This is a genomic window from Marinobacterium sp. MBR-111 (assembly GCF_040547585.1).
Lineage (GTDB): Bacteria > Pseudomonadota > Gammaproteobacteria > Pseudomonadales > Balneatricaceae > Marinobacterium > Marinobacterium iners.
Genome location: NZ_JBEPQA010000009.1, coordinates 1 through 25843, shown reverse-complemented (window position 1 = coordinate 25843; position 25843 = coordinate 1). Strand labels below are relative to the sequence as shown.

Annotated in this window: 26 protein-coding genes and 1 pseudogene; 15 read left to right on the top strand and 12 right to left on the bottom strand. The window is 54.9% G+C overall.

The window, feature by feature from the left end:
* Window positions 1-60: 60 nt before the first annotated feature.
* The gene (locus ABIE61_RS08310; RefSeq protein ID WP_354408469.1) at window positions 61-882 is read left to right on the top strand and encodes a winged helix family transcriptional regulator; all 822 of its coding nucleotides are present in this window, start codon (window positions 61-63) and stop codon (window positions 880-882) included.
* Here ABIE61_RS08310 and ABIE61_RS08305 read toward each other — a convergent pair.
* The gene (locus ABIE61_RS08305; protein ID WP_354408467.1) at window positions 879-1778 is read right to left on the bottom strand and encodes a helix-turn-helix domain-containing protein; all 900 of its coding nucleotides are present in this window, start codon (window positions 1776-1778) and stop codon (window positions 879-881) included. The genes ABIE61_RS08310 and ABIE61_RS08305 overlap by 4 nt on opposite strands.
* Before the next feature lie 173 nt (window positions 1779-1951).
* On the opposite strand from ABIE61_RS08305, the gene ABIE61_RS08300 reads away from it, so the two are divergent.
* The 7 genes from ABIE61_RS08300 to pqqE all read left to right on the top strand — a co-directional run bounded on the left by ABIE61_RS08300 (window position 1952) and on the right by pqqE (window position 8209).
* Complete coding sequence (locus ABIE61_RS08300) at window positions 1952-2827, top strand: transporter (RefSeq protein ID WP_354408464.1); 876 nt, start codon at window positions 1952-1954, stop codon at window positions 2825-2827.
* 10 nt (window positions 2828-2837) lie between these two features.
* On the top strand, window positions 2838-4952 hold the full coding sequence (locus tag ABIE61_RS08295; RefSeq protein ID WP_354408461.1) for a PQQ-dependent dehydrogenase, methanol/ethanol family: 2115 nt from the start codon (window positions 2838-2840) through the stop codon (window positions 4950-4952).
* On the top strand, window positions 4949-5023 hold the full coding sequence (pqqA, locus tag ABIE61_RS08290; protein WP_091827356.1) for a pyrroloquinoline quinone precursor peptide PqqA: 75 nt from the start codon (window positions 4949-4951) through the stop codon (window positions 5021-5023). The genes ABIE61_RS08295 and pqqA overlap by 4 nt, the downstream gene beginning before the upstream one ends.
* A 68-nt stretch (window positions 5024-5091) precedes the next feature.
* A complete protein-coding gene (pqqB, locus tag ABIE61_RS08285) occupies window positions 5092-6012 on the top strand; it encodes a pyrroloquinoline quinone biosynthesis protein PqqB (protein ID WP_354408458.1) in 921 nt (306 codons plus the stop codon).
* Between the two features lie 11 nt (window positions 6013-6023).
* Entirely contained in the window at window positions 6024-6782 is a 759-nt protein-coding gene (gene pqqC, locus ABIE61_RS08280; RefSeq protein WP_354408455.1) for a pyrroloquinoline-quinone synthase PqqC, read from the top strand.
* A complete protein-coding gene (gene pqqD / locus ABIE61_RS08275; RefSeq protein WP_091827333.1) occupies window positions 6775-7053 on the top strand; it encodes a pyrroloquinoline quinone biosynthesis peptide chaperone PqqD in 279 nt (92 codons plus the stop codon). Before pqqC ends, pqqD begins: the two co-directional genes overlap by 8 nt.
* On the top strand, window positions 7046-8209 hold the full coding sequence (gene pqqE, locus ABIE61_RS08270) for a pyrroloquinoline quinone biosynthesis protein PqqE (RefSeq protein WP_354408452.1): 1164 nt from the start codon (window positions 7046-7048) through the stop codon (window positions 8207-8209). Before pqqD ends, pqqE begins: the two co-directional genes overlap by 8 nt.
* A gap of 29 nt (window positions 8210-8238) precedes the next feature.
* Here the strand turns inward: pqqE and ABIE61_RS08265 are convergent, their stop codons facing one another.
* Both ABIE61_RS08265 and ABIE61_RS08260 read right to left on the bottom strand, forming a co-directional pair.
* Window positions 8239-8784 carry a DUF3087 family protein gene (locus ABIE61_RS08265; protein ID WP_354408450.1) on the bottom strand — a complete coding sequence of 182 codons (546 nt, stop codon included), beginning with the start codon at window positions 8782-8784 and terminating at the stop codon, window positions 8239-8241.
* Between the two features lie 163 nt (window positions 8785-8947).
* Window positions 8948-9871, bottom strand: a complete 924-nt coding sequence (locus tag ABIE61_RS08260) for a LysR family transcriptional regulator (protein ID WP_354408447.1) — start codon at window positions 9869-9871, stop codon at window positions 8948-8950.
* Window positions 9872-9966: 95 nt separating this feature from the next.
* On the opposite strand from ABIE61_RS08260, the gene ABIE61_RS08255 reads away from it, so the two are divergent.
* Window positions 9967-11898: an FAD-dependent monooxygenase gene (locus ABIE61_RS08255; RefSeq protein WP_354408445.1), complete on the top strand. Its 1932-nt coding sequence runs from the start codon at window positions 9967-9969 to the stop codon at window positions 11896-11898.
* A 125-nt stretch (window positions 11899-12023) separates the two neighbouring features.
* Here the strand turns inward: ABIE61_RS08255 and pobA are convergent, their stop codons facing one another.
* The 8 genes from pobA to ABIE61_RS08215 form a co-directional block, all read right to left on the bottom strand.
* Entirely contained in the window at window positions 12024-13244 is a 1221-nt protein-coding gene (pobA, locus tag ABIE61_RS08250; protein WP_354408443.1) for a 4-hydroxybenzoate 3-monooxygenase, read from the bottom strand.
* A 153-nt stretch (window positions 13245-13397) separates the two neighbouring features.
* The gene (locus ABIE61_RS08245; RefSeq protein WP_354408441.1) at window positions 13398-14303 is read right to left on the bottom strand and encodes a helix-turn-helix domain-containing protein; all 906 of its coding nucleotides are present in this window, start codon (window positions 14301-14303) and stop codon (window positions 13398-13400) included.
* Window positions 14304-14375: 72 nt separating this feature from the next.
* On the bottom strand, window positions 14376-15662 hold the full coding sequence (locus ABIE61_RS08240) for a TRAP transporter large permease (protein ID WP_354408439.1): 1287 nt from the start codon (window positions 15660-15662) through the stop codon (window positions 14376-14378).
* Entirely contained in the window at window positions 15659-16171 is a 513-nt protein-coding gene (locus ABIE61_RS08235; protein WP_354408437.1) for a TRAP transporter small permease, read from the bottom strand. The genes ABIE61_RS08240 and ABIE61_RS08235 overlap by 4 nt, the downstream gene beginning before the upstream one ends.
* Before the next feature lie 26 nt (window positions 16172-16197).
* Window positions 16198-17217 carry a TRAP transporter substrate-binding protein gene (locus ABIE61_RS08230; protein ID WP_354408434.1) on the bottom strand — a complete coding sequence of 340 codons (1020 nt, stop codon included), beginning with the start codon at window positions 17215-17217 and terminating at the stop codon, window positions 16198-16200.
* 57 nt (window positions 17218-17274) lie between these two features.
* Window positions 17275-18270: an aldo/keto reductase gene (locus ABIE61_RS08225; protein ID WP_354408431.1), complete on the bottom strand. Its 996-nt coding sequence runs from the start codon at window positions 18268-18270 to the stop codon at window positions 17275-17277.
* Window positions 18271-18298: 28 nt separating this feature from the next.
* Window positions 18299-19252, bottom strand: a complete 954-nt coding sequence (locus ABIE61_RS08220; RefSeq protein WP_354408428.1) for a Gfo/Idh/MocA family oxidoreductase — start codon at window positions 19250-19252, stop codon at window positions 18299-18301.
* A gap of 150 nt (window positions 19253-19402) precedes the next feature.
* Complete coding sequence (locus ABIE61_RS08215) at window positions 19403-20623, bottom strand: LysR family transcriptional regulator (protein WP_354408425.1); 1221 nt, start codon at window positions 20621-20623, stop codon at window positions 19403-19405.
* Between the two features lie 147 nt (window positions 20624-20770).
* On the opposite strand from ABIE61_RS08215, the gene ABIE61_RS08210 reads away from it, so the two are divergent.
* From ABIE61_RS08210 to ABIE61_RS08185, 6 genes are read left to right on the top strand one after another with little or no spacing between them, the layout of a single operon-like run.
* The gene (locus tag ABIE61_RS08210) at window positions 20771-21784 is read left to right on the top strand and encodes an amidohydrolase family protein (protein ID WP_354408422.1); all 1014 of its coding nucleotides are present in this window, start codon (window positions 20771-20773) and stop codon (window positions 21782-21784) included.
* A gap of 15 nt (window positions 21785-21799) precedes the next feature.
* On the top strand, window positions 21800-22477 hold the full coding sequence (locus tag ABIE61_RS08205) for a 4-carboxy-4-hydroxy-2-oxoadipate aldolase/oxaloacetate decarboxylase (RefSeq protein WP_354408420.1): 678 nt from the start codon (window positions 21800-21802) through the stop codon (window positions 22475-22477).
* Window positions 22470-23534 (top strand): 4-oxalomesaconate tautomerase, encoded by a 1065-nt coding sequence (locus ABIE61_RS08200; RefSeq protein ID WP_354408417.1) that lies wholly within the window; start codon window positions 22470-22472, stop codon window positions 23532-23534. The genes ABIE61_RS08205 and ABIE61_RS08200 overlap by 8 nt, the downstream gene beginning before the upstream one ends.
* Window positions 23535-23554: 20 nt before the next feature.
* Window positions 23555-24427: an amidohydrolase family protein gene (locus tag ABIE61_RS08195; RefSeq protein WP_354408414.1), complete on the top strand. Its 873-nt coding sequence runs from the start codon at window positions 23555-23557 to the stop codon at window positions 24425-24427.
* Window positions 24428-24441: 14 nt separating this feature from the next.
* Entirely contained in the window at window positions 24442-24804 is a 363-nt protein-coding gene (locus tag ABIE61_RS08190; protein ID WP_354408412.1) for a protocatechuate 4,5-dioxygenase subunit alpha, read from the top strand.
* Entirely contained in the window at window positions 24797-25645 is an 849-nt protein-coding gene (locus ABIE61_RS08185) for a class III extradiol dioxygenase family protein (RefSeq protein WP_354408410.1), read from the top strand. The genes ABIE61_RS08190 and ABIE61_RS08185 overlap by 8 nt, the downstream gene beginning before the upstream one ends.
* 68 nt (window positions 25646-25713) lie before the next feature.
* Here ABIE61_RS08185 and ABIE61_RS08180 read toward each other — a convergent pair.
* Window positions 25714-25843 (bottom strand): annotated as a pseudogene (locus ABIE61_RS08180) (IS30 family transposase); the annotation flags it as partial.

Here is a 25843-nt window from a genome sequence, read left to right as displayed (position 1 = left end):
CCTTGCGTAGTTTGTTCAGCGTTGAATATCGCGTGTTCCAAGCATGGCACAGGCTGGGTCATGCGCAAGCAAGAGGGGCTGCAAGAATCTACTAAAACCGATCAAGATTGTGCAATACAGAGAGAGCGTATCAAGGGTAAATTTGCCATGACTATAACTATAAGATCTGGTGAATGTATGAAAATCATTATATTTTCAGATGTGCCTGCGATGGCTACTTGCGATCAGATCGAAACTGATTTTTGCGTCCGGCCTGAGTGTGTAATAACGGGTAAGGTTGATAATATCCTGTTGAAGAAATATCAGGCGCTTTTGGATACCCGAGAAAGCCTTGTTATTCTGATATCTTCTGCAGGTTATAAGGATAGTATGGAATCTGTTCTTGGAATACGTTCATGTTCCAGTGTGCCAATTATACTTGCAGCCAATAATCTGAGCAGGGCTGATGAATATATATTGCGTAATGCGGGAGTGGATGATTTTCACGAAGGTCTGGAATACGATACCTTTTTCTGCTTGCAGATTCGATCGGCAAAGCGCTGGATAGATCGTTTTGGCAATTATGATGAAAAAAACAATATTCGATTTGGAAACTGGGTGTTTCAGAAGAATATGAGTGTTGTTGTATCACCCGATAGACGGTCTTTCAGAATTAGCCAGAAAGAGTACAGGTTTCTGGAGCTGTTGTTGAAGAGACAGGGTGATATTATCACGCGAAGTGAGATCTCCAAATATGTTTTTAAAAGAGAGTGGGATCCAACTGATAAGTCAATCGATGTGTTGGTTTCAAAGCTGAGATGTCGATTTAGAAAAGAAAAGCAGTATCAGGGGCCTGCAATTGAAAATGTGAGAGGGGTTGGCTACACGCTGATACTTAACTAACTGCGCCTGATCTCCATCGGGGTCGCTCCGGTTTCCTGCTTGATATGTCGGGTCATGTGGCTCTGATCGGTAAAGCCACACAGATCAGCAATGGCGGACAGCGACAACCCACTTCTTCCCTGTGATCGAATCAGCTTTATGGCAGCGTTCACCCTGCGTCTGATAATGAAGCGGTGGGGGGTGACGCCCATATCACGCTTGAATGCACGCGAAAAGTGATGAGGTGTGCAGTGACAGAGGGCTGCCAGTTCGTTCAATGTGATTTTCTGTCCCAGGTGGGCATCAATATATTCAGTCACCCTGGTGTAGCGGTGGGATGGGATATCAGGGGTGTTGGTCAGTGCCAGAGATGTGTTCGTATAGTGCTGTATCAGGTGTGAAATCAGCGCCTTTTCCAGGCTTTCAACGTAGGTTGTACCGTGGTAATAACTCTGCTGCATTTCATGGTAAAGCAGTGTCGAAAGGCTTTTCAATACTTCGTCCTGGCGATTGAAGAAAAGATCCATCTCGATATTACCACTATTTATTTCAGCTTCCTCTTCTGCAAAAAGCTTCATTTCTGTTGTTGGAATTAGGAAGTGGATACAAGTTGAGTTCTCTTCATCGATTACCCATTCGTTTTCACTGAAAGCCGGAACGAGTGCAAAGTCATTATTCTGCCAGACGCCCCTGTAGTGCTCACCCGAGCAGTTATACAGCACTTCGCATGCAGGTGGCTGGTTATTTAAAATAAGAACATGATGGTCCATCTCGGGAATAGTAAGATCAACGCGAGGCAGGGGTGAGTACTCTTCAATCAGAATTTTTCCTGAAGAATGAGTATAATTGGTTTTGGTAGGGCTGAAAGGAATAAGCTCAAGTCGCCCTTTGGGAGATATTATGCGATCTTTTGTCATGGCTTATTTTCATTGTTTTATTGATGCAATGCTATACCATGTTTCAGGCTTAATCAAATGTAAATACTTTGTTACATTGCGTTTCAAGTTGTTACAAACAGGTTGGAAACAGAATATTTAAGCGGCCTTAAGGATTCATTAATCTGCTTCAGTCAACATACTGGAGTGAAAGCATGACTCATTATAAGAAAACACTGTTGTCCGGCGCTGTTTTGGCCAGCTCGCTGTTCGTTTCCCAACAGGTTATGGCCATTGCCGAGACGGTTCATCCTCGTGACTATATCCCTGCACCTTCAGGGGTTAATCTGTCAGTGACCTATCTGGACCACCGCAGTGCCGATAAGGTAAATGCGGATGGCAACACTGTAGCCAATAACGCGGGCTTTGAGGCCAATGCCCTGATCCAGCGTTTCATCCATTATACCGAGCTGCTGGGCATGCCGGCAGATCCTCAGGTCATCGTACCTGTAGTCGATGTTGATGTGGGTATGGCAGGACAGGACAGTCAGGGTGTGGGCGATATCTTTTTCGGCTCTACCTTCTGGCCGCTGGCAGATAACGAGAACAAGCAGTGGTTCGGCATAACCCCGTTCATCTATATGCCGACCGGTGAATATGACTCCAACAAGGCTGTGAATGTGGGCGCCAACCGCTGGAGCTACGTGTTGCAGGCCGGTTATACCAAGGGGCTGACTGACAAACTGTATCTGGACGTGGTCGGTGAAGTGGAATGGTATGGTGACAACGATGACTACCTGGGTGGCTCTACCCTGTCCAAGGACGAAGCCTATCGCTTCAATACCATGCTGTCTTACGACGTGGGGCCGGGGCGTTATGTCTGGAGCCGCTATGTGAAACAGATTGGTGGTGAAGAGTCTGTTGACGGTGTGTCACTGGATAACAAAATGGATACCGACACCATGAGCATCGGTTATACCCATTGGGTGGGTCAGGACTTCCAGCTGCAGGCCGAATATACCCGTGATCTGAGTGTCGAAAACGGCTTCGAAACCGATGGCGTGACCCTTCGCCTGGCGATCCCGTTCTGAGGAGGTGACTATGCGCAGTATTCATTCTGTATTACATACACTGCCCTTGGTTGCGGTATTGGCAGGGGCTTCATTTCAGCCTGTGTTTGCTGCACCGGTTACCGCCGATCGCTTGGTTGAAGCCGCCTCGGAAACGGGCAGCTGGCTGACCCATGGGCGTGATTACCGTGAGCAGCGTTTCAGTCCTTTGCAGCAGATCAATACTGAAACCGTCGATCAGCTTGGGTTGAGCTGGTACCACGAGTTTGAATCTACCCGTGGACTGGAAGCGACGCCTCTGGTGATTGATGGCGTACTTTACACCACCGGCAACTGGAACCATGTATATGCGTTCGATGCAGTCAGTGGTGAGTTGTTGTGGGACTTTGATCCGAAAGTGGATCGAGCGGTCGGGATCAAACTGTGCTGTGATGCCGTCAACCGAGGTCTGGCGGCTTGGGGCAACAACCTCTATATGGGGACGCTGGATGGTCGCCTGATTGCAATGGATCGCGATACCGGCAAGCCGGTCTGGACCGTTCAGACCACCGATCCGGACAAGTATTACTCCATCACTGGCGCGCCTCGCGTGGTGCAAGGAAAGGTGCTGATCGGTAACGGCGGTGGTGAGTTCGGTGTGCGCGGCTACTTCTCCGCCTACGATGCCGAGACCGGTGATCAGGTTTGGCGTTTTTACACAGTGCCGGATGATCCTGCCAAAGAGACCAGTCCGATCCTGAAGGAAGTAGCCTCTACCTGGAGCGGCGAGTGGTGGAAGTTGGGTGGCGGTGGTACCGCCTGGGACTCCATGGCCTATGACCCGGAACTGGATCTTCTGTATGTGGGGGTTGGCAACGGCTCGCCCTGGAACCGTGAAATTCGCAGCAATGGCGAGGGTGACAACCTGTTCCTGTCTTCCATCGTCGCGGTGCGCCCGGATACGGGTGAATACGTTTGGCATTATCAGACAACACCCGGCGAAGAGTGGGATTACACCGCCACCCAGCACATGATCCTGGCGGATCTGGAGATTGATGGGCAGCTGCGCAAGGTCCTGATGCAGGCGCCGAAAAACGGCAATTTCTATGTGCTGGACCGTGAAACCGGCGAATTTATCTCCGGAAAAAACTATGTGGCCGTCAACTGGATGACCGGCTTTGACGATAAGGGTCGTCCCAATATCGTACCGGAAGCACGTTATGGCACGACCGGTACGCCCTGGATGGCATCACCATCACCCTTTGGTGGCCATAACTGGCAGCCGATGAGTTTCAACCCTGAAACCGGGCTGGTCTACTTCCCGACCCGCGAGATGGGCTTCCCCTATATACCGGATACCAACTTCGACCCCGGTCCGAAAAAGGTGAACCTTGGGGCTGACCTGCACGCTGCCGCGATGCCACAGGATCCTGACATCAAGGCAGCCGTGAAGGCGGCCACCAAGGGAAGACTGGTGGCCTGGGACCCGGTGAAACAGGAAGAGGCTTGGGGTGTAGACCAACCGGTTCCCTGGAATGGCGGTACCCTGAGTACTTCGGGTGGTCTGGTGTTCCAGGGCGATGGCAAGGGCTACTTCAAGGCGTTTGATGCTCGCACTGGTGACGAAAAATGGTCGTGGTTTGCCCAGACCGGTGTTGTCGCTGCGCCCATCAGTTACAGTATTGACGGACAGCAATATGTGGCAGTGATGGCCGGCTGGGGCGGTGCTGTACCGCTTGTAGTGGGTGAGCTGGTGTCAGAGTCACTGGCATCCAAAACCAACCGTTTGCTGGTGTTCAGCCTGGATGGCAAAGCGCAGTTGCCGCAGTTCAAACAGGTTGATAAGCCCCTGAGTCCGCCGGCTGACACGGCTGATGATGAAACAGTGGCGCTGGGTAAGCTGCGTTACCAGCAGTTCTGTACCACCTGCCACGGTGATTCGGCGGTGAGCGGGGGAGTTCTGCCTGACCTTCGCTACGCTACAGAATGGACCTTCAAAAACTGGGAATCCATCGTGCTGGATGGCCTTTATAAAAACAGGGGCATGGTGCCGTTTGATGATGTGATCGATGCGACGGATGCACAGGCGATCAAATCCTATGTGATTCATCGTGCACACCAAACTCTGCAAGAGCTTGAACAACGCAACAAGGGAGAAACCAAATGAAGTGGACCAAACCTGCCTACACTGATCTGCGCATCGGCTTCGAAGTCACCATGTACTTCGCCAACCGCTGAGCACCCTGCGGCCCTTCGGGGCCGCTTTTGCTTACCGATCCTTTTTACCCCAGCGGACACACACAATAATGAAAATACAGATACTGGGCTCCGCCGCCGGGGGCGGCTTTCCGCAATGGAACTGCAACTGCGACAACTGCAAAGGCCTGCGCAACGGCACCCTCAATGCCAGGGCCCGTACCCAATCCTCCATCGCCGCCAGCCTCAACGGCACCGACTGGATTCTGTTCAACGCCTCACCGGATATCCGCGCTCAGCTGGAAAGCTTCGAGCCCCTGCAGCCCAAGCAGGGCAAACGCGATACCGGCATTGCGGCGGTCGTACTGATGGACAGCCAGATCGACCACACCACCGGCCTGTTGATGCTGCGTGAAGGCTGCCCGCATCAGGTCTACTGCACCGATATGGTCAAGCAGGACCTGAGCACCGGCTTCCCGGTCTTCAACATGCTGGAGCACTGGAACGGTGGGCTGGCGTGGAACCAGATCCCCAGCACCGAGACCTACAACGAATTTACCATTGCCGAAGTACCGGGCATCACCTTGACCGCCGTACCGCTGCGCTCCAGCGCACCGCCGTACTCGCCGCACCGCAACGACCCGCACCCCGGTGACAACATCGGTATGCTGCTGAAGGATGACGCCACCGGGCGTTCCCTGTTCTATGCACCGGGTCTGGGCCGGATCGAAGACCATCTGCGCCCGATTATGGAAGACGCCGACTGCCTGCTGGTGGATGGCACCCTCTGGCGCGAGGACGAGATGATCCACGCCGGCGTCGGTGACAAGCTGGGCGTGCACATGGGGCACCTGCCGCAGTCAGGGGAAGAGGGCATGATCGCCTACCTGGATACGCTGGATAAACCGCGCAAGGTGCTCATCCACATTAACAACACCAACCCGATCCTGATCGAAGACTCCCCCGAGCGGGGCGTGCTGAACGAACACGGCATCGAGGTCGCCTTTGACGGCATGAGCATTGAACTCTGAGGAGATCCGACATGAGCAACCGTGAACCGATGAGCCGCAGCGAATTCGAACAGGCCCTGCGCGCCAAAGGCGATCTGTACCACATTCATCACCCCTACCATGTGGCCATGTATGCCGGTCACTCCACCCCGGAACAGATCCGTGGCTGGGTCGCCAACCGCTTCTACTATCAGGTCAATATCCCGCTCAAGGATGCCGCCATTCTGGCCAACTGCCCGCACCGTGATGTACGCCGTCAGTGGCTGCAGCGCATCATGGACCATGACGGGTACGACGGTGCCGTCGGTGGCATCGAAGCCTGGCTGCAGCTGGGGGAGGCGGTGGGGCTGTCCCGCGAGGAGATCCTGTCGCAGGAGCATGTTCTGCCCGGAGTACGCTTCGCAGTGGACGCCTACGTCAACTTCGCCCGCCGTGCCACCTGGCAGGAAGCGGCCAGCTCCTCGCTGACCGAGCTGTTTGCGCCGCACATTCACCAGTCGCGTCTCGACACCTGGCCCACGCACTATCCGTGGATCAAGGCCGAGGGCTACCAGTACTTCCGCAACCGCCTCACCGAAGCCCGCCGCGATGTGGAACACGGCCTGCAGATCACCCTGGATCATTACACCACCCGCGCGCAGCAGGAGCGGATGCTGGAGGTCCTGCAGTTCAAGCTGGATGTGCTTTGGAGTATGCTCGATGCCATGACCATGGCGTACGAACTGGAACGCCCGCCATACCACACGGTCACACAAGAGAAGATCTACCACCGAGGCCTGTTCAATGACTAAACCGGCGCTGGACCAAATCCCGAAGCTGAACGCCATGTTCCGCTTCCAGTGGGAAGAGGCGCAGAACTGCCATGTGCTGCTGTACCCGGAAGGGATGATCAAGCTCAACGACAGCGCGGGTGCCATCCTCAGTGAAGTGAATGGCGAGCAGGACTGTGCCGCCATTATCCAGGCCCTGGAAACCCGCTTCCCCGACGCCGGTGAACTGGGGCCGGACGTGCTGGAGTTTCTGGCCATCGCCCATGAGCAGAACTGGATCGGCTATGTCTGAGCTCAAGTCTGAACACGCGTCCACACAACAGCAGACGCCCCAGCACCCGAGCCAACCGCTCTGGCTGCTGGCGGAACTGACTTACAAATGCCCGCTGCAGTGCCCCTACTGCAGCAACCCGCTGGACTTTGCCGCCCATGGCGAAGAACTCACCACCGATCAGTGGATCGAGGTGTTCCGTCAGGCCCGCAAGATGGGCGCGGCGCAGCTGGGCTTCTCCGGTGGCGAGCCGCTGGTACGGCGGGATCTGGAACAACTGATCGCCGAGGGGCGCAAGCTGGGCTACTACACCAACCTGATCACCTCGGGTATCGGCCTCAACGCGGACCGTATCGCGGCTTTCCGTGAGGCGGGGCTGGACCATATCCAGATCAGCTTCCAGGCCTCGGACGAGACGGTCAACAACATGCTGGCCGGCTCCGACAAGGCGTTCCAGCAGAAGCTGAAGATGGCCCGCGAAGTGAAGGCCCAGGGTTATCCCATGGTGCTCAACTTCGTTACCCACAAGCACAACATCGACCGGATCGACCGCATCATCGAGCTGTGTGTGGAACTGGAAGCGGACTTTGTCGAACTGGCCACCTGTCAGTACTATGGCTGGGCCTACGAGAACAAGGAAGCGCTGCTGCCGACGCAAGCACAGCTGGAACGGGCCGAGCGCATCACCAACGAATACCGTGAAAAACTCGCCGCCGAGGGCAACCCGATCAAGCTGATCTTCGTGACCCCCGATTACTACGAAGAACGGCCGAAGAAGTGCATGAACGGCTGGGGCGAAATCTTCCTCACCGTGACGCCGGATGGCACCGCCTTGCCATGCCACAGTGCCCGCATGCTGCCGATCGAATTCCCCAATGTGAAGGACAATACCCTGCAGCATATCTGGCACGAGTCATTCGGGTTTAACCACTTCCGCGGTGACGACTGGATGCAGGAGCCGTGTCGCTCCTGCGACGAGAAGGAGCAGGATCTGGGCGGCTGCCGCTGTCAGGCCTATATGCTGGCCGGTGACATGAACTCGGCGGACCCGGTGTGCAGCAAATCACCGCATCACCAGACGATCCTCGATGCCCGTGCCGCTGCCGAGCAGAGCGGCGAGGACACCCCGATCACCTTCCGCAACGAACGCAACTCACGGGTGTTTGCGCGTGGGTGAAAAGGCAACTGAATGACATTAGCCCAGCATCAGGGCTTTTTCTTATAGGCCGCTTTCAGCTGTTCGACCCACTCGGGATCAAAGGTGCTTTGATCGGTGTCGATACCCAGCGCTTCAAGTCGGGTTGCGTGTGCTCGGCTCTCTGGCAGCAGATCGGCCAAGGCGCTTTCGTGGTTTTCGAGCCGATACATCTGCTCCAGACCCTGGTGATAGAAACGCATCGCTTTCGTTGCCACCGGGTCTTGTGCCTCAACGCCCGCCTTAAGCTGGTGCATAATGTTGGTCAGGCTCATCAGGCAACGCTTGAGTTGCCAGTTGTAGCGGGCTGATTCCATCCAGGGCTGTTGTAGATAAACCAGCCTGAAAATCGCACTGGTCACAACGACACCGGCAATCACGCCGGCCAGATTCCAGCGGAAGTTACCCCCTTCAGGGCTGCCAAAAACTTTCACGCTGAGCGTGGCGAGGATCATGGCGGTGACGGCAAAAGTGCCCATTACTATCAGGTTGCTCTTGCGGGTTTCCTGACGGAACTGCTCGGGGTTGCGGGGTTCAAGGGGAAAGGGGGCAGACATGGTAGGCTCGCGCAGAAATATCGTGCTGAGGGTAACAGGAATCGTTCGAGTGGCAAAGCGGCAGCAAAATGATAAAGGTACCTGGATCCGCGACAGGATATTGGTGCGGGCAATACTCGTGAGCTGCAGAACCCAATCGAACACGCTGTGATAATTAATGATGTTAAAGGTCCAGCCCGTAGCAGGGGGTATCGTGGTCCAGCTCAGTGATCAGCCGGCTCAGTAGCTCCTGAACCCTGAGCATTTCCGGGCGTCCCTCCTGCTCGGCTCGTGACCAGAGTGCCAGGTCGCGCCGGGGGCCGGGTTGGCCTTCTACCTTGATCATCTGTTCCGGTGCTACCTCACCGGTCATCAACGTCAGTCGTGCTGGCAGACGCACCAGCAGATCGGTGGTGTTGAGCAGGTGCAGCAGCGAGCGGATACTTCCGGTCAGTGCCATTCTTGCGGCCTGTGGTTCTGTCAGTGCACGTTGGGTATCGAGAAAGCCAGCACTTGCACCGGCGATCATCCAGCGGTGCTGTGCCATTTCTTCACGAGAGACCGGCAGTTGACGTCCTATCAGCTTTGACAGCTTTCCGGCAAAGATGCCAGTACGGTCGCGAAACAGAATTTCGCGCTGTAGTGCGCTTTGTGCCACCGACAGGTGGGCGTGTGAAATCAGAAAGTCAAGCTTGCCTTCCTGTAACATCTCGATCTGAGCTGCTGCGGAAGCGGTGCGCAGATGAAACACAAACCGATTCTCACGCAGTAGCTCGGATGTCAGTCGACTGACCGCCGCGAACTCAAGCAAAGGATCGATGCCGATGACGAACTCGTGGTGGTAACCACTGTGCCACTGCCTGATTATCTCTTTACCATGTTCCGACTCCGCCAGTATGCGCTCGCCAATCTGAGCCAGTCGTGCACCTATCTCAGTGGGTTCGACGCCGTAGCGGGTGCGGATGAGTAAAGGGGCGCCCACTTTCATTTCCAGCTGTTTGATGCTGCGTGTCAGGGTAGGTTGGGTAATGTACAGCTGTTCGCAGGCGCGGCTGATAGAGCCCTGTTTGACGACTATCGCCAGTTGCTGCAGCAAATTGGGGTTCATATGCGTTTTCTTTTAGTCTGGTATTAAAAACCTATTTTTACTGATAGATGAATCTGTTTAAAGTGATTCGCACAATAAATAGAGGAGAACATCCAATGCAGTTTCATCTTAATGGTTTTCATCCAGGCGACCCTCGTTTCAATGATCCGCAGGATGCAGTCGTGGCGCCACCGATCAAGCGTCCGCTGCCGGATCAGGTTGATGTCCTGATCGTAGGCTGTGGCCCTGCCGGTCTGAATCTGGCTGCTCAACTGTCCAGGTTCGGCCTCGATATTGCCATTATTGACCAGAAAGATGATCGTCTGCTGGTCGGTCAGGCTGATGGTATCGCCTGCCGTACCGTAGAGATGTTCCAGGCTTACGGGTTTGCCGATCAGATCATCCAGGAAGCCTATCAGGTCAATGAGGCCGCGTTCTGGAAACCGGATGCTGACAATCCGGATCAGATCGCTCGCAGCAGCAAGGTACAGGATGTGGCCGATGATCTGTCTGAAATGCCGCATCTGATCATCAACCAGGCACGCGTGCACGACATGTTCCTGGATGTGATGCGCCAGAGCCCGAGCAAGGTTGAGCCGCATTATCAGCGTCGCCTTTTGGATCTGGAGATTGATCACAACTGCGGTGAGTATCCGGTAACCGCGACAGTCGAGCGTCTGGTGAACTTCTCCCAGTACAGCCAAGTGGTGGAAACCGTCAAGGCCAAGTACGTGGTCGGCTGTGATGGTGCTCGCTCCAGCGTGCGTACAGCCATTGGCAAGGAACTGGTCGGCGATGCGCTTAACCAGGCCTGGGGCGTGATGGATGTACTGCTCAACACCGATTTCCCGGATATCCGTCTCAAGTCACTGATTCACTCCAACAACGAAGGCAACATGCTGATCATCCCGCGTGAGGGTGGTTACATGGTGCGTCTGTATATCGAGCTGGACAAGCTGAACGAAAACCAGCGTGTAGCCCGTGATCAGATGACAGCTGATGTGCTTATTGCCGCTGCCAACCGTGTGATGAAGCCCTACACCCTGGACGTGAAAGAAGTCGCCTGGTGGAGCGTGTACGAAATCGGTCAGCGCATCACCACCGCGTTTGACGATTCCGACGAAGGCCACATGCCGCGTGTGTTCCTGGCCGGCGATGCCTGCCACACCCACAGCCCGAAAGCGGGTCAGGGTCTGAACACCTCGGTAATGGATACCTGGAATCTGGGCTGGAAACTGGCGCACGTGCTGACCGGTCTGGCCAATGAAGATATCCTCAAAACCTATTCCGACGAGCGTCGCGAGTACGGTCAGGCATTGATCGATTTCGACCGCGAGTTTTCACGCATGTTTAGCGCCAAGCCGAAGTCGGCCGAGAACCCGGACGGTGTTGATCCGGCCGAGTTCCAGCGCTACTTCCAGCTGTTTGGTGAGTACACCGCAGGTGTTTCCATTCAGTACCGTCCGTCGATCATAGTCAGCGAAGGTGCGCATCAATCATTGGCAACTGGTCTGACCGTCGGCAAGCGTTTCCACTCCGCGCCGGTGGTGCGTCAGGGTGATGCCAAGCCGATGCAGCTGGGTCACTGCCACTTGGCTGATGGTGCCTACCGCGTGTACGCCTTTGCCGGCAATGCTGAACCGATGTCCGATCAGTGCGGCGTCAGGGCGCTGTGCGAGTTTCTGGCCAACGACGCCAATTCGCCGCTGAAGAAGTACACCCCGGCCGGTGCCGACGCGGATTCCGTCATTGATGTGCGTGCCGTGTTCCAGCAGCACCATCAGGCGGTTGAAACCGACACCCTGCACCCGGTGCTGGCACCGCGCAAGGGCAAGTACGGTCTGCGCGACTTCGAGAAGGTCTTTTGCGTCGACAACCGTCCGGAATCCTCTGGCGGCGGCAAGAACATCTACGATATGCGCGGTATCGACAAAAAGCAGGGGTGTGTAGTGATTGTACGCCCGGATCAATATGTGGCGGAGGTACTGCCACTGGATGACTACAAGGGGTTCTGTGATTTCTTCAGCAATGTGTTGCTGGAGGCCTGATTTCAGCAATAGGACCCTTGCCGGTAATTGAAAAAGGGGGGCAGGATAGCATTACTATCCTGCCCCCCTTTTTTCATGAAAAATAAGTTCTGAAAGGCATGCTTTCAGATATGCGCTCGTTGTTATTAATACTCTTTCAGCTCTTCGTAGGGTAGGCCTACGTACTGTTCGGCAATAACCCTGCGACCGTTCTCGGAGTTCAGGTAGTAATCAAACTCGGATTCCATAAAGCGTGTGAACATCAGGCCATCAACACCGCTGTTGCTCACTTCGTCACCGAAGTTGTGCATCATGTTGGTCATCCACCAGCTGAAACGCTCCCCATGCCACACACGGCGCAGTGCTATTTCAGAGTACTGCTCGATGAAACGGCGGTCACCGGTCTCGTACACGCGTGTCAGAATTTTATAGAGAGTGGCTACATCGGATGCCGCCAGGTTCAGACCTTTGGCACCGGTGGGCGGGACGATGTGAGCAGCATCACCTACCAGAAACAGGTTGCCATACTGCATGGGTTCGCAGACGAAAGAGCGCAGAGGAGCGATGCTCTTTTCGATGCTGGGGCCGGTGACTACGTTGGCGGCGATTTCGTCTGGCAAGCGCTTCTTCAACTCATCCCAGAAAGCTTCGTCAGACCAGTCCTCGATTTTGTCGGTCAACGGTACCTGCAGGTAGTAGCGTGAACGGGTCTCGGAGCGCTGGCTGGCCAGTGCAAAACCTCGTTCGCTCTTGGCGTAGATCAATTCATCATGGCAAGGTGGGGTATCGGACAGCAATCCCAGCCAACCGAACGGGTATACACGTTCATGCTCGATGCGCACATCTTTGGGAATGGTCTGACGTGACACGCCATGAAAGCCATCACAGCCAGCGATGAAATCACAGTCCAGACGATATTCTTCACCGTTGTGGGTAAAGGTAATGAAAGGCTTGTCTCCCTTTACATCATGGGGCTGAACGTCGCTGGCTTCGTAGTAGGTGTCCAGTTTTGCAGCCTGCCGTGCCTCCATCAGGTCCTGCGTAATCTCGACCTGACCGTAGCAGACGACCACATCACCGTCGGTCAGTTCTTTCAGATTTATACGGGTGCGTTCGCCGTTGACAACCAGTTCAACACCTTCATGCACATGGCCTTCACTATCCATCCGTTCGGCTACACCGGCTTCACGTACCAGGTCGACAAACCCCTGTTCCAGAATGCCAGCACGAATACGGCCAAGGACGTAATCGCCAGTTACACGTTCTACGATGATATTGCTGATTCCCTTGCGCGCCAGAAGTTGTCCGAGCAGCAGGCCGGAAGGGCCCGCACCAATTATAGCTACCTGAGTCTGAAGTGTTTTCATGGCGTTCTCTTATAATATTGGATCATGTTGAAAGGGGTGTTCACCCAGTCACTATGATTCAATACAGAGCACTCTCGATGAATGGAGAAAGTCGACGCTTGCAGGTACATTTCAAACACTGAGTTAGCGTCGCAATGTGTGGGTGAGTTCGCTTCAGCTTTGTTCGCGGTGTTCACGGAACACGGATGGAGTGGTGCCGATACGACGTTTGAAAAAGCGCGAAAAGTAGGCTGGGTCAGAAAAGCCCAGCTCATAGGCAATCAATGACACAGGTGCCGATGAATAGATCAGCATGCGCTGGGCTTCAAGCGCTAAACGATCCTGAATCAAGTCTCCGGCGCTCTTGCCGGCAACCGCCTTGCATGCCCGGTTAAGACCAATAGTGGTTGTACATAAAGCCTCTGCATAAAACTGACAGGGCTGGTGTTCCCGGTAGTGCTTTTCGATCAGTTCACACAGTTGCTGATAACGGGTTTCATATTGGCTAACACTGCGTTGACGACGGTCGGCATGTAAATGACGCCCCATCTTGATCAAGATCGAGAATAGCAGACACTCGAACAACTGCTGTTTGCCCGGCTGGTTATGACTGTATTCATACACGAGTTGTTCAAGTGTTTGGTCAATGAACAGTTGATCTGCCTGGTGATCGCATAACAGTATTGCGTGTGCAGAGCGCATCAGCTCTTCCTGAAGGTTTAAGCTTCGCCCCATACGGTCTTCGCTTATTAACAGCCGCGATAATGTAATTACAAAGCCGGTTGTAACATCATGCTCGAACTCAAAGCCATGTGCGACCGATGGAGGAATGGTAAAGAGACAGGGGCCTTCAAAGGCATGCTCCTGGCCGTCAAGGTGAGCGCGAACAGCACCGCTGTGCACGTAAACCAGTTGGAACATGCGCGGGTGGCTGTGAATTCCGATGTTCCAGTTGAAAAGGCGCGCACGGGACTTGATATCCTCGATATGGAAAAACTCGGGATCTTTGAGAGAGGGCGCCTCGCTGTAGAGTGAATAGGTCGATATGCCGGATAGGCGAGACGAAGCCGCCGTATGCATGATGTGAGGCCTCCGGTTGAAAGTACAGGGGCTTGAGGCCGTTATTGGTAGCCTCAAGCCCAGGGTGCTCTGTTACACCAGCCCCAGAGCCAGCACAGGGAAGGCTATGATCAAGGCAAGGCGAACGAGATCTGACAGCACAAACGGCATTACCCCTTTGTATATGGATCCGATCGACACATCCTTGGCAAAGGCCTTGATTACGAACACATTCATCCCAACTGGGGGAGTGATTAACCCCAGCTCAACGGTGATGACAGCAACCACACCGAACCATACCGGATCAAAGCCAGCCGCCTGTATCAGCGGGAATACAACAGGAACGGTCAGCAGCAGCATGGCGATACTGTCCATAACACAACCGAGCAGCATGAACAGCACAAGAACGGCGAACAACACCATAAAGGGAGAAAGGTTCAGAGCATCCACATACTCCACCAACTCAAACGAGATGCGCGATACACTCAGGAAAAAGCCGAAAATCTCTGCGCCTAGAATCATGAAGAAGATCATGGCGGAGGTGACAAGTGTTTCTTTCAATGCATCGACAAAACCAGTCCAGCGCATGCCGCGCTGAATGGCAATCATCAGAGTACAGAACGCACCTATTGCAGCTGCCTCAGTGGGGGTGAAAAGGCCAAGATAGATCCCGCCGATGATGATAACGAACACACTGGTAAATGGCAGTAGACCCTTGAGCCCTGCCAGCTTTTGCATCAGGGAGGTTGCTTCGCCCGGCTGAGCCAGTTCAGGTTTTAGACGCACCAAAACGGTAACGGTGACGCAGTACAGCACAAGTCCCAGAAGGCCTGGAATCAGGCCTGCCATAAACATGTCACCCACAGACTGCTCGGTAATCAACGCATACAGCAGCAGGGCGATAGAAGGAGGAATCATGATGCCCAATGTGCCGCCAGCGGCCAGGGTGCCGGTTGCCAGCGAGTCGGCGTAACCGTGCTTACGCATTTCGGGCAGTGCCACACGAGACATACTGGCCGCCGTAGCGACAGAGGAGCCGGATATGGCCGAAAAAATACCGCAGGACATCAGGGCCGCCAGCGAAATACCGCCGCGCCATGCGCCAAACAGTGACCGGGCCCCCGAGAACAGCTGATTCGACATGTTCGAGCGTGAGGCCAGCACACCCATTAGAATGAACATTGGGATGGGGCTGAAGTTGTAATTGGTTAATGTTTCGAAAGGAGCGCTTTCGAGGATGGCCATGGCTGGGTCAAAGGCGATGATCCATGCGAAGCCTACAAATCCTGCAATAGCCATGGTCAAGGCAATAGGAATGCGGATCGCCAGCATGAACAGCATCAGGCCGATACAGATAAAACCTATAGTGGAGCTGCTCATGCTTTACACCCCATTACCTTACCGATTTGTGAGCCGGTCAGCATAAGTGAGCGCAATGCCAGCATGGCAGTGCCGATCAGGGTGGCAACAAAAATGTAGGACATCGGAAACATCAGATCCTGAGTGGTTTCGCCGCTGATGTGCGATGATTCGACCGCATGCCAGAAGCGGATGCTCATGCCCAGTGCCAATAGTGCGTAGCCGGCAAAGCACAGAGTGTCGAGCACTGCCTTAGAACGATCGGAGAGGTTTTCTGTGAACAGGTCAACCACTACCTGTGAACGATCAACGCACCAGGGCAAGGCGTAGAGAATGGCAAACAACAGCGCAAAGCGGACCAGTTCGATCCCACCATTGAAGGTGAGATCGAAACTGCCGTCAGTGAGCCTGAACAGTGCGCGGGTGATAACGTCAGCCAGTACAACCAGCATCATTACGGTCAGCATCATGGCACTGATCCACAGCATGCCTCGACAGATGGTATCAACCAGACGGGCAAATCCAGACATTACATACTCCTACCTGAACGCAGGGTTTAGAGGCACTGCTCGGAAAGCTCGAGGGCACGCTTGTAAACATTGCGCGCCGGCATTCCCTTGTCTTCGAGCTCTTGCAGGTAGTTCTCAGTGGTAGCATCCAAAACCGGCTTCCATGCCGGGTTTTCTGCACCGCCTTCAATAGTGATCATGGTGTGGCCCAATTCAACAGCTTCGGCACGGCCCAACTCGTCAACCTGATCAAAGATCTTGCCGGACTGCTTGGCCAGCTCAAGGCCGGAGTGCTTATCGATAACCTGTTTGAGGTCATCGGGCATGCTGTTGTAAACGGACTTGTTCATGGTCACCATAAACGACAGGCTATACAGTCCGATTTCGGTGTGAGAGTCTGCCAGTTCGTTGATGCGGAAAGAGTTCACGCCTTCCCAGGGCAGAGACACACCATTGATTACACCGCGCTGCATGGACTCGTAGGAATTCGGCGCAGGCATGCCTACGGGCTGAGCTTCAAGGCCTTCCAGCATTGACCCGACTACCAAAGTGGGGCGACGGATACGCAAGCCCGCGAGATCAGCGGGTTCACGTACCTCCTTGCCCTTCAGATGCAGATGCCCCTGACCGTGGGTGAACAGAAACAGTGGACGGGTATCCTTGTACTCATCGGCAATCAGGCCCTCCTCATAGAGTGACTGAATGACACAGGACCCCTGCTCAGCGGTCTTGACGACCCCCGGCAGCTCGACAACCTGAGTCAGTGGAAAGCGGTTGGCGGTATAGCCCTGCACCGTAGCCGTCATATCGGCAATACGGTTTATGACAGCATCATACTGGGCAGGTGGCTTCGACAGAGTGGCGCCGGGATAAATTTCAACTTCAATGCGGCCATTGGAGTCAGCCTCTACGGCATCCGCCCAACCCTGGAATACTTCTTTGTGAATTGGCGAAACTGCTGGCCAGAAATGCGCAAAACGCAGCGTAACATCGGCGGCCTGTGCAGCTGATGTCATGGCAATGGATGCGGTTAAAGCAGCAACGGTTTTCTTGAGTGTTGTTTTCATTATTATGCTCTCTGCGATGTTGTTATTGATTGTGTAGAGGGTGTCGGAGGGGCCTTATCAGACAAACTCCTCGGTATCGATCTCGACCTGCTGTACAGCACTGTAGCGAGGGCCGTGAACGGTATTCTGGTTGATCAATTGATCCAGGTGCGCGACCACATCTGCAGTCAGACTGACGCTATCGGCAGCCAGGTTTTCTTCCATGTGTGAAACAAAACGGGTGCCCGGAATAGGCACAATAAAGTCGCCCTTGGAACGAACCCAGGCCAGTGCCAACTGTGCCGGTGAGCAGCCCACCTCCTCAGAGATGGCGACATATCCCTCCAACAGGCTCAGGTTCTGGCTGTAGTTCTCCCGGTGAAAGCGGGGCATGTTGTTGCGGATATCCTTTTCGACCAGCGTATCAACGTCCAGTAGGGTGTTGGTCAGGAACCCACGCGCCAAAGGACTGAAAGCGACAAAGGCCGTGCCCGATTCACGACATGCATCCAAAACCGCAATTTCAGCGTTGCGAGACCAGAGCGAGTACTCGGTCTGCAGGGCTGCAATCGGGTGTATGCTCTGAGCACGCTTCAATGTCACGGCAGAAACCTCGGACAGTCCGATGGCGCCGATCTTTCCTTCGCGTACAAGGTCTGACAGGGCGCCGACACTGTCTTCGATCGGAGTATTGGGGTCGAGACGGTGCAGATAATAGAGATCGATGTGGTCGGTCTGCAGACGACGCAGGCTGGCTTCGCACTGGGTGCGAAGGGTTTCGGGCCGACCGTCAATCTCTTTCTTGCCGCTTTCCTGACTTATCGCCATGCCACACTTGCTGGCAAGGAACAACGATTGACGCTGATCCTTCAGAGCCTTGCCGACCACTGTTTCGTTGCGCCCGCCACCATAAAGGGTGGCGGTATCGAAATGGCGATACCCCATGTCAAACGCCTGATGTAATGCCTGAATCGCATCCGCTTCAGGCAACGGCGTGCCGTAGGCGTGTGACAGATTCATACAGCCAAGGCCGATGCCGGGCTGTTTGAAGTGGCTGTTAAGCGTTGTGCTCATGTGGTGATCTCCATCGATATCAGGATGATTAGCTCTTGGCCTGCAGGCACTGTTCCAGTTGGTGCAGGGTTTCCATCGCAGGCAGACATTGAGCCACGCTGGAATTCGGCTCACGTCCTTCCCGAATGGCGGCGATGAACTCCCGATCCTGCAACTCGATACCGTTGTTGGAGACAGCCACGCCAGTCAGGTCGATCTTGTTTTCGTTGCCGTCGTACAGGTCGTCGTAACGAGCAATGTAGGTGCCGTTGTCACAGATATAGCGGAAGAACGTGCCGAAAGGACCGTCGTTGTTGAATGACAAAGACAGAGTGCAGAGCGCACCGTTTTCGGCCTTCATGCCGATGCTCATGTCCATCGCGATGCCCAGGTCCGGGTGGTGCGGACCTTCCATCGCCTGCACCTTGGTGGTTTTTTCACCGGTCTGGTATTGGAACAGGTCAACTGTGTGGCAGGCATGGTGCCACAGCAGGTGGTCGGTCCAGGAACGGGCCTGACCCTTGGCATTAGTGTTGGTGCGACGGAAGAAGTAGGTTTGCACATCCATTTGCTGAATTTTCAGTTCACCGGCCTGGATCTTGTTGTGGATCCACTGGTGGCTCGGGTTGAAGCGACGGGTGTGGCCTGCCATGGCAACCAGACCGGTTTTCTTCTGCACTTCAACCAACTTGCGGGCATCTTCAATATTGTCAGCCATGGGGATTTCCACCATGACGTGCTTGCCGGCCTCAAGGCACTGGATCGCCTGAGACGCATGCAACTGAGTCGGAGTGGCCAGAATGACGCCGTCAACGTCATCACGCGCCAGAGCTTCGGCCAGATCAGTGGTGTAGTGGGGAACGTTGCGTTCTTCAGCGAACTGGCGGATCACATCGATCTTGGTGCCTACAACCGAAGTAACAGTTGCGCCATCGATAGCAGCAATTGCGTCCATATGTTTCATGCCAAAGGCGCCGCTTGCGCCCGCTACACACAGTCTCATGCATGTATCTCCTGATACTGAAGCCAAAAATCAAATAAGGGAATGCTGCGCCGGTGCGTTGCATTTGTACCAAAATCTACCACCGGCCCACGCAGTTGAGTAATTGAATAACCTCTTGTGCTATTCAATTTTTGCAAAGCGATGAGTTTTTTAGATGTCGGAATAGCGTGAGGCCGCTTCTTTCAGCATTTTGATAAAACGGCTTTGTGTCGGTGTGGGTTGCCAGTCACGGCGTAGTGTAAGCCCTATGGGCCGTCTTGTATGGCTTAGAGAGTAGGGTATAACCCCGAGAATGCCCTGGCGCAACTCATGCTCTACCTGGTGGGTCGAAATCAGGGTCAGTCGGTCGCTGCCACTAAGTAGCTCTCGAATAAGTATTTGTGAACTGGTTTCAACGAGTCGTGTAGGTTGTTTGGCGCCGCGATCACTGAACAGGGTGTCGAAAAATGCACGTGTGGGCGTTCCGGTACGAGGCACAACCCAACCGTATTGACCAATATCCTCCAGTGTAAGCGTACGGTGTTGCCGAAGTGGATGATCTTTGCGGCCGATGATGGCAAGCGGTGGGGCCAATAACTCTTCCTGAATAATGTCATCGGCAGGGGGCGGAAAGCGCAGTGCACCGATCAGCAGGTCCAGATCACCATTGCGCAGGTGAAACAGCAGGTCGTCATAGGGTGCATCCACCACGTTAATGCCGATATCCGGGTGAGCCATGCTGAAGCGGTTGATAACATCCGGCAGGATAGAGGTACGGGCCAAGGGCATGCTACCCATGGTGATCCTGCCGACTTCACGGAACTGCAGAGCGCTGATTTCATAATGGCCCTGCTTGATTTCGGCAAATCCGAGTTTGGCGGCGCGAGCCAGCAGTTCGGCGGCGCGCGTGGGAGTAATGCCGGTCCTGGCCTTTTCGAATAATGTGATACCCAGCAGATGTTCCAGCTCGCGCCCGGCGCGGTGCAAAGATGATTGCGACAGGTCCAGGTTGCGGCTGGCAACGCTGAAACTGTGGCTTTCGGTGATGGCGATCAAGGCCCTCAGCTGTGTCGTTGTCAGCAGTGGAAGCAGGCTTGATGGGCCGCCATTCTGGGATTGGTTGCTTTTTTGAGCGGCTCGGATACCACGCTCGAGATACCCCATGCAGCGGCTGACACGGTTATACAAGGCTTCGCCGGACGGAGTGGGAAACATGCCGTTGGAATGGCGTTCAAACAGGTCGGTTTCAAGCTGTGTTTCCAGTTTTCCTATCGCTTGGGTGATTGCGGGCTGAGACAGGAAAACCAGTGGTGCCGCTTTGCTGATACTTCGGCATCTGGCTACTTCCATGAATACCCGCAGGTGTCTCAAGTTGGGCATGGTGAACTGCATGGTCCCTCCTAGAAAGGGTGTGTCCTGATAGGGCGTTCTCAAAAATCAATAGTATTGTGGTGAAATTGAAATAGCCAGTCCTGTCACGCAGGCGAATACTAGATGCACTTAAATTGAGCGTTAGAAGCGATTTATAAGGTGCCCGAGATGATTATCGATTGCCATGGTCACTACACCACCACGCCTCCGCAGGTGGGTGAGTACCGCGAAAAGCAGAAAGAAGCCGTTGCCAAGGACCCCAACTTCATCGGTGAAAAAGGCCAGATCATCATCAGTGATGACGAGATCCGTGAAACCATTGAGAAGAACCAGCTGCGTCTGCAGCAGGAGCGTGGTACCGACCTGACCATCTTCTCTCCGCGTGCCAGCTGGATGGGTCATCACATCGGCAATGAACACACCAGCCAGTTCTGGACAGAACACCAGAACGATCTGATCCGTCGTGTGTGTGATCTGTTCCCGAACAACTTTGCGCCTGTTGCCCAGCTGCCGCAGTCTCCGGGTGTTGATCCGGCCAAGTCCGTTCCGGAAATTATCCGTACCGTTGAGCAGATGGGCTTCATCGGCATCAACCTGAATCCTGACCCCAGCGGGGGGCACTGGAATGGCTCTTCCTTGGCGGACCGCTCCTTCTACCCTATCTACGAAAAAATGGTCGAATACGATATCCCGGCGATGGTGCACGTCAGTGCCGCCTGCAACGACTGTTTCCACACCACCGGTTCCCACTATCTGGGCGCCGACACCACTGGCTTCCAGCAGTTGATGATGTCCGATGTGTTCAAGGACTTCCCGGATCTTAAAATCATCATTCCGCACGGCGGCGGTGCCGTTCCCTACCATTGGGGGCGTTTCCGCGGTCTGGCCCTGGATCAGGGCTTTGAACTGGAAGAGCGCGTACTGAACAACATCTATTTCGACACCTGTGTCTACCATCAGCGCGGTATCGACCTGCTGCTGGATATCGTGCCGACCAGGAACATCCTGTTCGCCTCTGAAATGATCGGCGCCGTGCGGGGTATCGACCCGGAAACCGGTCATTTCTTCGATGACACCAAGCGTTACATCGATGGCAACAAGGTGCTGACCGTCGAGCAGAAGCAGGACATCTTCGAGCACAACAGCCGTCGTGTATTCAGCCGTCTGAAAATTCCGGCCTGACAGGAGTTTTTTGTCATGAGAGAAAATGTAGTCGTTCAACATATTGAACGCGCCGATCAGGCGGTTATCGATGGTCTGGCTGAATGTGGTGTGGCCACCATTCACGAGGCTCAGGGCCGTGTCGGTCTGCTGGCGCATTATATGCGTCCGATCCAGCAGGACGTGGCTGCGGCCGGTTCTGCCGTGACCATTTCCGGCGCTGCCGGTGACAATTGGATGATGCATGTGGCGATCGAACAGTGTCAGAAGGGCGACATGATGGTGTTCGCACCGACCTCTCCCTCTGTTCATGGTTTCTTCGGTGACCTGCTGGCGACATCGGCTCAGTCACGTGGTGTGGTGGGCTTGATCATTGATGGCGGTGTACGCGATACACGCGACCTGCGCCAGATGAACTTCCCGGTGTGGTCGAAAGCCGTCTTCGCCGAGGGTACGATCAAGGAAACTCTGGGCTCAGTAAACATCCCGCTTGCCTGTGCCGATCAACTGATCTACCCGGGTGATGTGATTGTCGCCGATGACGACGGTGTCGTTGTGGTCCGTCGCGAGAAGGCAGCCGAGGTGCTGGAACTGTCGCGCAATCGCATGGCGCTGGAGGAGTCCAAGCGCGTACGCATGGCCAACGGAGAACTGGGCCTGGACATCTATGACATGCGCCCGCGTTTGAAAGAGAAGGGACTGAAGTATGTCTGATGGCGTCCGCTGCATGTGGATGCGAGGAGGGACTTCCAAGGGCGGTTACTTCCTCGCGCCTGATTTGCCGGCCGACACTGCCGAACGCGACGCCTTTCTGCTGCGGGTCATGGGTTCGCCCGACCTGCGTCAGATCGACGGCATGGGCGGTGGCGATCCGCTGACCTCCAAGGTCGCCGTGGTCAAAACGTCCGACCGGGACGATGCCGATGTGGATTATCTGTTCCTGCAGGTATTCGTTGATCAGGCGATCGTTACCGATGCACAGAACTGCGGCAACATCCTTGCCGGTGTTGGCCCCTTTGCCATCGAGCGTGGCCTGGTGGAGGCGAAGAACGGCGAGACCGAAGTGCGTATCTTCATGGAAAATACCGGCCAGATCGCCCGCGCCCGTGTCAGCACCCCTGAAGGCCAGGTCAGCTATGTGGGCGATGCCTGCATTGATGGCGTGCCCGGCAGTTCCGCGGCTGTGCCGATCACATTTGAAGATACCGCCGGTTCCAGTTGCGGTGCCTTGTTGCCCACCGGTAATACGGTTGATGTGATAGACGGTGTCGAAGTCACTCTGATCGATAACGGCATGCCCGTAGTGGTGATGCGCGCCGAAGACATGGGCATCAGCGGCACGGAATCCCGTGAAGATCTGGAAGCCAACATTGTGCTGCGTGAAAAGCTGGAAGCCATCCGTCTCAAAGCCGGTCCGCTGATGAATCTCGGTGATGTCAGCGCAAAATCGGTACCGAAGATGAGCATGGTCAGCCGGGCCACCAACGGCGGTGCTCTGTCAACGCGTACGTTCATTCCGCACCGCTGTCACGCTTCCATCGGTGTACTGGGTGCGGTCAGCGTAGCGACTGCGGCGGTACTGCCTGGTTCACCCGTCTCAGCGATTGCCGAAGTGCCGGAAGGTGCACGCAAGATGCTGTCGGTTGAACATCCGATCGGCGAGATGAGCGTGATCCTGGACATGGATGCCAGAGGCCAAGTTGCCTCCGCCGCGATTCTGAGAACGGCCCGCAAGCTTTTTGACGGTGAAGTCTTTACCCACAATAACTGATTCCAAACAGGTGTAATGAGATGATGGATCCTGACTACCTTCCTTTCCACGCCAACCCGAGCAAGCCTGAGTTCAAGGCACCTGCCGGAGCCGTTGATGCGCACTGCCACGTATTTGGGCCGGCGGACAGGTTCCCTTACCACCCCAGGCGCAAGTACACCCCTTGTGATGCGCCTAAGGAAAAGCTGTTCGAGCTGCGTGACTACCTGGGCTTTGAGCGCAACGTCATCGTGCAGGCATCCTGCCACGGAACCGACAACGCTGCGCTGGTTGATGCACTGGAAAGCGCCGGTGAGCTGGCGCGCGGTGTGGCCGTCGTAGATCCTGCGATCACCGTGGAAGAGCTTAAAGCGATGGATAAGGCCGGGGTGCGTGCCGTGCGTTTCAACTTCGTCAAGCGTCTGGTCGACACCACGCCGAGAGAAGTATTCCTGTCGATTGCCGAGAAGATCAAGCCACTGGGCTGGCATATTGTGGTCTACTTCGAAGCACCAGACTTGGAAGATCTGATCCCCTTCCTGAATCAGCTCGACACCACCATCGTAGTCGACCATATGGGGCGTCCGGATGTGACCAAGGGCGTCGATCACCCTGATTTCCAACGTTTCATCGATTTCATGGGCGGCAATGAAAAGGTATGGGTGAAGACCACTTGCCCCGAACGCCTGACCCAGACGCCACCGGATTACAGCGATGTAGTGCCGTTCATGAAGGCGCTGGTCGAAAAGTTTCCGGATCGTTGCCTGTGGGGCACCGACTGGCCGCACCCCAATATGAAGTCTCATACCCCTGATGACGGCAAACTGGTGGACGTTATCCCGCAGATCGCAACCACCGCCGAACTGCAGCAGAAGCTGCTGGTCGACAACCCGATGCGACTTTACTGGTCCTGACAGGAGAACTGATCATGAGCTCAACGCACCGCGAGATACCGGGTACGATCTTTTTCGACGGCCCCATGTCCACCAAGGGCTATCCGCTGAACAAAATGTGCTACTCCTTCAACAACGCTGACGCCCGTGAGGCTTTCAAGGCCGATGAAGCGGGGTACTGTGAAAAGTTCGGCCTGACCGAAGCCCAGAAAGAAGCGATTCTCAAGCGTGACCTTAACGAACTGCTGCGTCTGGGTGGCAGTGTTTATTATCTGGCCAAGTTCGCCGGTCTTCTGGGCCTGAATATGCAGGATATTGGTGGCATGCAGACCGGACGTACCAAAGAAGAGTTTCAGGCATACCTGGACAGTCAGGGCAGGGGGAAAAACAATGGCTAAGGTTATCGGCGGCATCACCACATCCCATATTCCGGCGATCGGCATCGCCATGGACAAGGGGTTGGAAGACACGCCTTACTGGAAGGATTTTTTTGCCGGTTACCCGCCAGTACGTGAGTGGCTGAACGAACAGCAGCCGGACATTGCTATCGTGTTCTACAACGACCACGGTTTGGAAATGTTCCTCGACAAGAAACCGACCTTCGCACTTGGCTGTGCGCCTAAGTATGAAAATGCCGATGAAGGTTGGGGTATCGCCACCATCCCGCCGGTAACCGGTGAGACCGAGCTGTCCTGGCACATCGCCAACGAACTGATCGAGAACGACTTTGATCCAACCATCTGTCAGGATATTAAAGTCGACCACGGACTGACCGTGCCGTTGTCGATCATGTATCCGGGCCACAACTACAAGCACTTGAAAGTGATTCCGGTGTGCATCAACTGCGAACGTTATCCTATGCCGAAACCCTCCCGTTGCTTCGCGCTGGGTCAGGCTATCGGCCGTGCGGTTGAGTCCTTCGCCGGTGATCAGAAGGTGGTGGTATTCGGTACCGGTGGTCTGTCACATCAGCTGGATGGCGAGCGTGCCGGTATCATCAACTCCGATTTCGATCTGGAGTGTATGGACAAGCTGGTAAGCGATCCAGAAGCTCTGACCAAGTACAGCAACGACGATCTGGTCGAGATTGCCGGTGCTCAGGGCGTCGAGCTGAACATGTGGCTGGCCATGCGCGGCTGTTTGCTGGGTAACGTGAAGGAAGTGCACCGCAATTATGTGGCGCCGATTTCCAATACAGGGGCAGGTCTGCAGCTGTTGTTGAATCAAGATAAAGTTTAAAAATGTTAAGAAGTGCCCCGCTATCTAGCTAGGGGCGCGCGAATTCAACTCCGAAGTGCGACACCCGCCTATGCAGCCTGAAGGTATTCCTGGAATACCTTCAGGCTGCCTGAACCCGAGGCATTTGCGAGGCCTCAGGTTTAACTGTTTTTCTGCCTTGCGGACATCCTCGCCGGTGATCATCCGCAGATCCGTACC

What these genes read in the sequence shown, in the direction of transcription:
- ABIE61_RS08190 (WP_354408412.1), top strand. Translation starts at nt 24,442, where the DNA reads ATGAGCTCAACGCACCGCGAGATACCGGGTACGATCTTTTTCGACGGC.
- ABIE61_RS08215 (WP_354408425.1), bottom strand. Translation starts at nt 20,623, where the DNA reads ATGCAGTTCACCATGCCCAACTTGAGACACCTGCGGGTATTCATGGAA.
- ABIE61_RS08260 (WP_354408447.1), bottom strand. Translation starts at nt 9,871, where the DNA reads ATGAACCCCAATTTGCTGCAGCAACTGGCGATAGTCGTCAAACAGGGC.
- ABIE61_RS08210 (WP_354408422.1), top strand. Translation starts at nt 20,771, where the DNA reads ATGATTATCGATTGCCATGGTCACTACACCACCACGCCTCCGCAGGTG.
- ABIE61_RS08295 (WP_354408461.1), top strand. Translation starts at nt 2,838, where the DNA reads ATGCGCAGTATTCATTCTGTATTACATACACTGCCCTTGGTTGCGGTA.
- ABIE61_RS08255 (WP_354408445.1), top strand. Translation starts at nt 9,967, where the DNA reads ATGCAGTTTCATCTTAATGGTTTTCATCCAGGCGACCCTCGTTTCAAT.
- pqqD (WP_091827333.1), top strand. Translation starts at nt 6,775, where the DNA reads ATGACTAAACCGGCGCTGGACCAAATCCCGAAGCTGAACGCCATGTTC.
- ABIE61_RS08225 (WP_354408431.1), bottom strand. Translation starts at nt 18,270, where the DNA reads ATGAGCACAACGCTTAACAGCCACTTCAAACAGCCCGGCATCGGCCTT.
- ABIE61_RS08265 (WP_354408450.1), bottom strand. Translation starts at nt 8,784, where the DNA reads ATGTCTGCCCCCTTTCCCCTTGAACCCCGCAACCCCGAGCAGTTCCGT.
- ABIE61_RS08300 (WP_354408464.1), top strand. Translation starts at nt 1,952, where the DNA reads ATGACTCATTATAAGAAAACACTGTTGTCCGGCGCTGTTTTGGCCAGC.
- ABIE61_RS08235 (WP_354408437.1), bottom strand. Translation starts at nt 16,171, where the DNA reads ATGTCTGGATTTGCCCGTCTGGTTGATACCATCTGTCGAGGCATGCTG.
- ABIE61_RS08185 (WP_354408410.1), top strand. Translation starts at nt 24,797, where the DNA reads ATGGCTAAGGTTATCGGCGGCATCACCACATCCCATATTCCGGCGATC.
- pqqB (WP_354408458.1), top strand. Translation starts at nt 5,092, where the DNA reads ATGAAAATACAGATACTGGGCTCCGCCGCCGGGGGCGGCTTTCCGCAA.
- ABIE61_RS08230 (WP_354408434.1), bottom strand. Translation starts at nt 17,217, where the DNA reads ATGAAAACAACACTCAAGAAAACCGTTGCTGCTTTAACCGCATCCATT.
- ABIE61_RS08310 (WP_354408469.1), top strand. Translation starts at nt 61, where the DNA reads ATGCGCAAGCAAGAGGGGCTGCAAGAATCTACTAAAACCGATCAAGAT.
- ABIE61_RS08200 (WP_354408417.1), top strand. Translation starts at nt 22,470, where the DNA reads ATGTCTGATGGCGTCCGCTGCATGTGGATGCGAGGAGGGACTTCCAAG.
- ABIE61_RS08245 (WP_354408441.1), bottom strand. Translation starts at nt 14,303, where the DNA reads ATGCATACGGCGGCTTCGTCTCGCCTATCCGGCATATCGACCTATTCA.
- ABIE61_RS08240 (WP_354408439.1), bottom strand. Translation starts at nt 15,662, where the DNA reads ATGAGCAGCTCCACTATAGGTTTTATCTGTATCGGCCTGATGCTGTTC.
- pqqC (WP_354408455.1), top strand. Translation starts at nt 6,024, where the DNA reads ATGAGCAACCGTGAACCGATGAGCCGCAGCGAATTCGAACAGGCCCTG.
- pobA (WP_354408443.1), bottom strand. Translation starts at nt 13,244, where the DNA reads ATGAAAACACTTCAGACTCAGGTAGCTATAATTGGTGCGGGCCCTTCC.
- pqqE (WP_354408452.1), top strand. Translation starts at nt 7,046, where the DNA reads ATGTCTGAGCTCAAGTCTGAACACGCGTCCACACAACAGCAGACGCCC.
- ABIE61_RS08195 (WP_354408414.1), top strand. Translation starts at nt 23,555, where the DNA reads ATGATGGATCCTGACTACCTTCCTTTCCACGCCAACCCGAGCAAGCCT.
- ABIE61_RS08220 (WP_354408428.1), bottom strand. Translation starts at nt 19,252, where the DNA reads ATGAGACTGTGTGTAGCGGGCGCAAGCGGCGCCTTTGGCATGAAACAT.
- ABIE61_RS08205 (WP_354408420.1), top strand. Translation starts at nt 21,800, where the DNA reads ATGAGAGAAAATGTAGTCGTTCAACATATTGAACGCGCCGATCAGGCG.
- ABIE61_RS08305 (WP_354408467.1), bottom strand. Translation starts at nt 1,778, where the DNA reads ATGACAAAAGATCGCATAATATCTCCCAAAGGGCGACTTGAGCTTATT.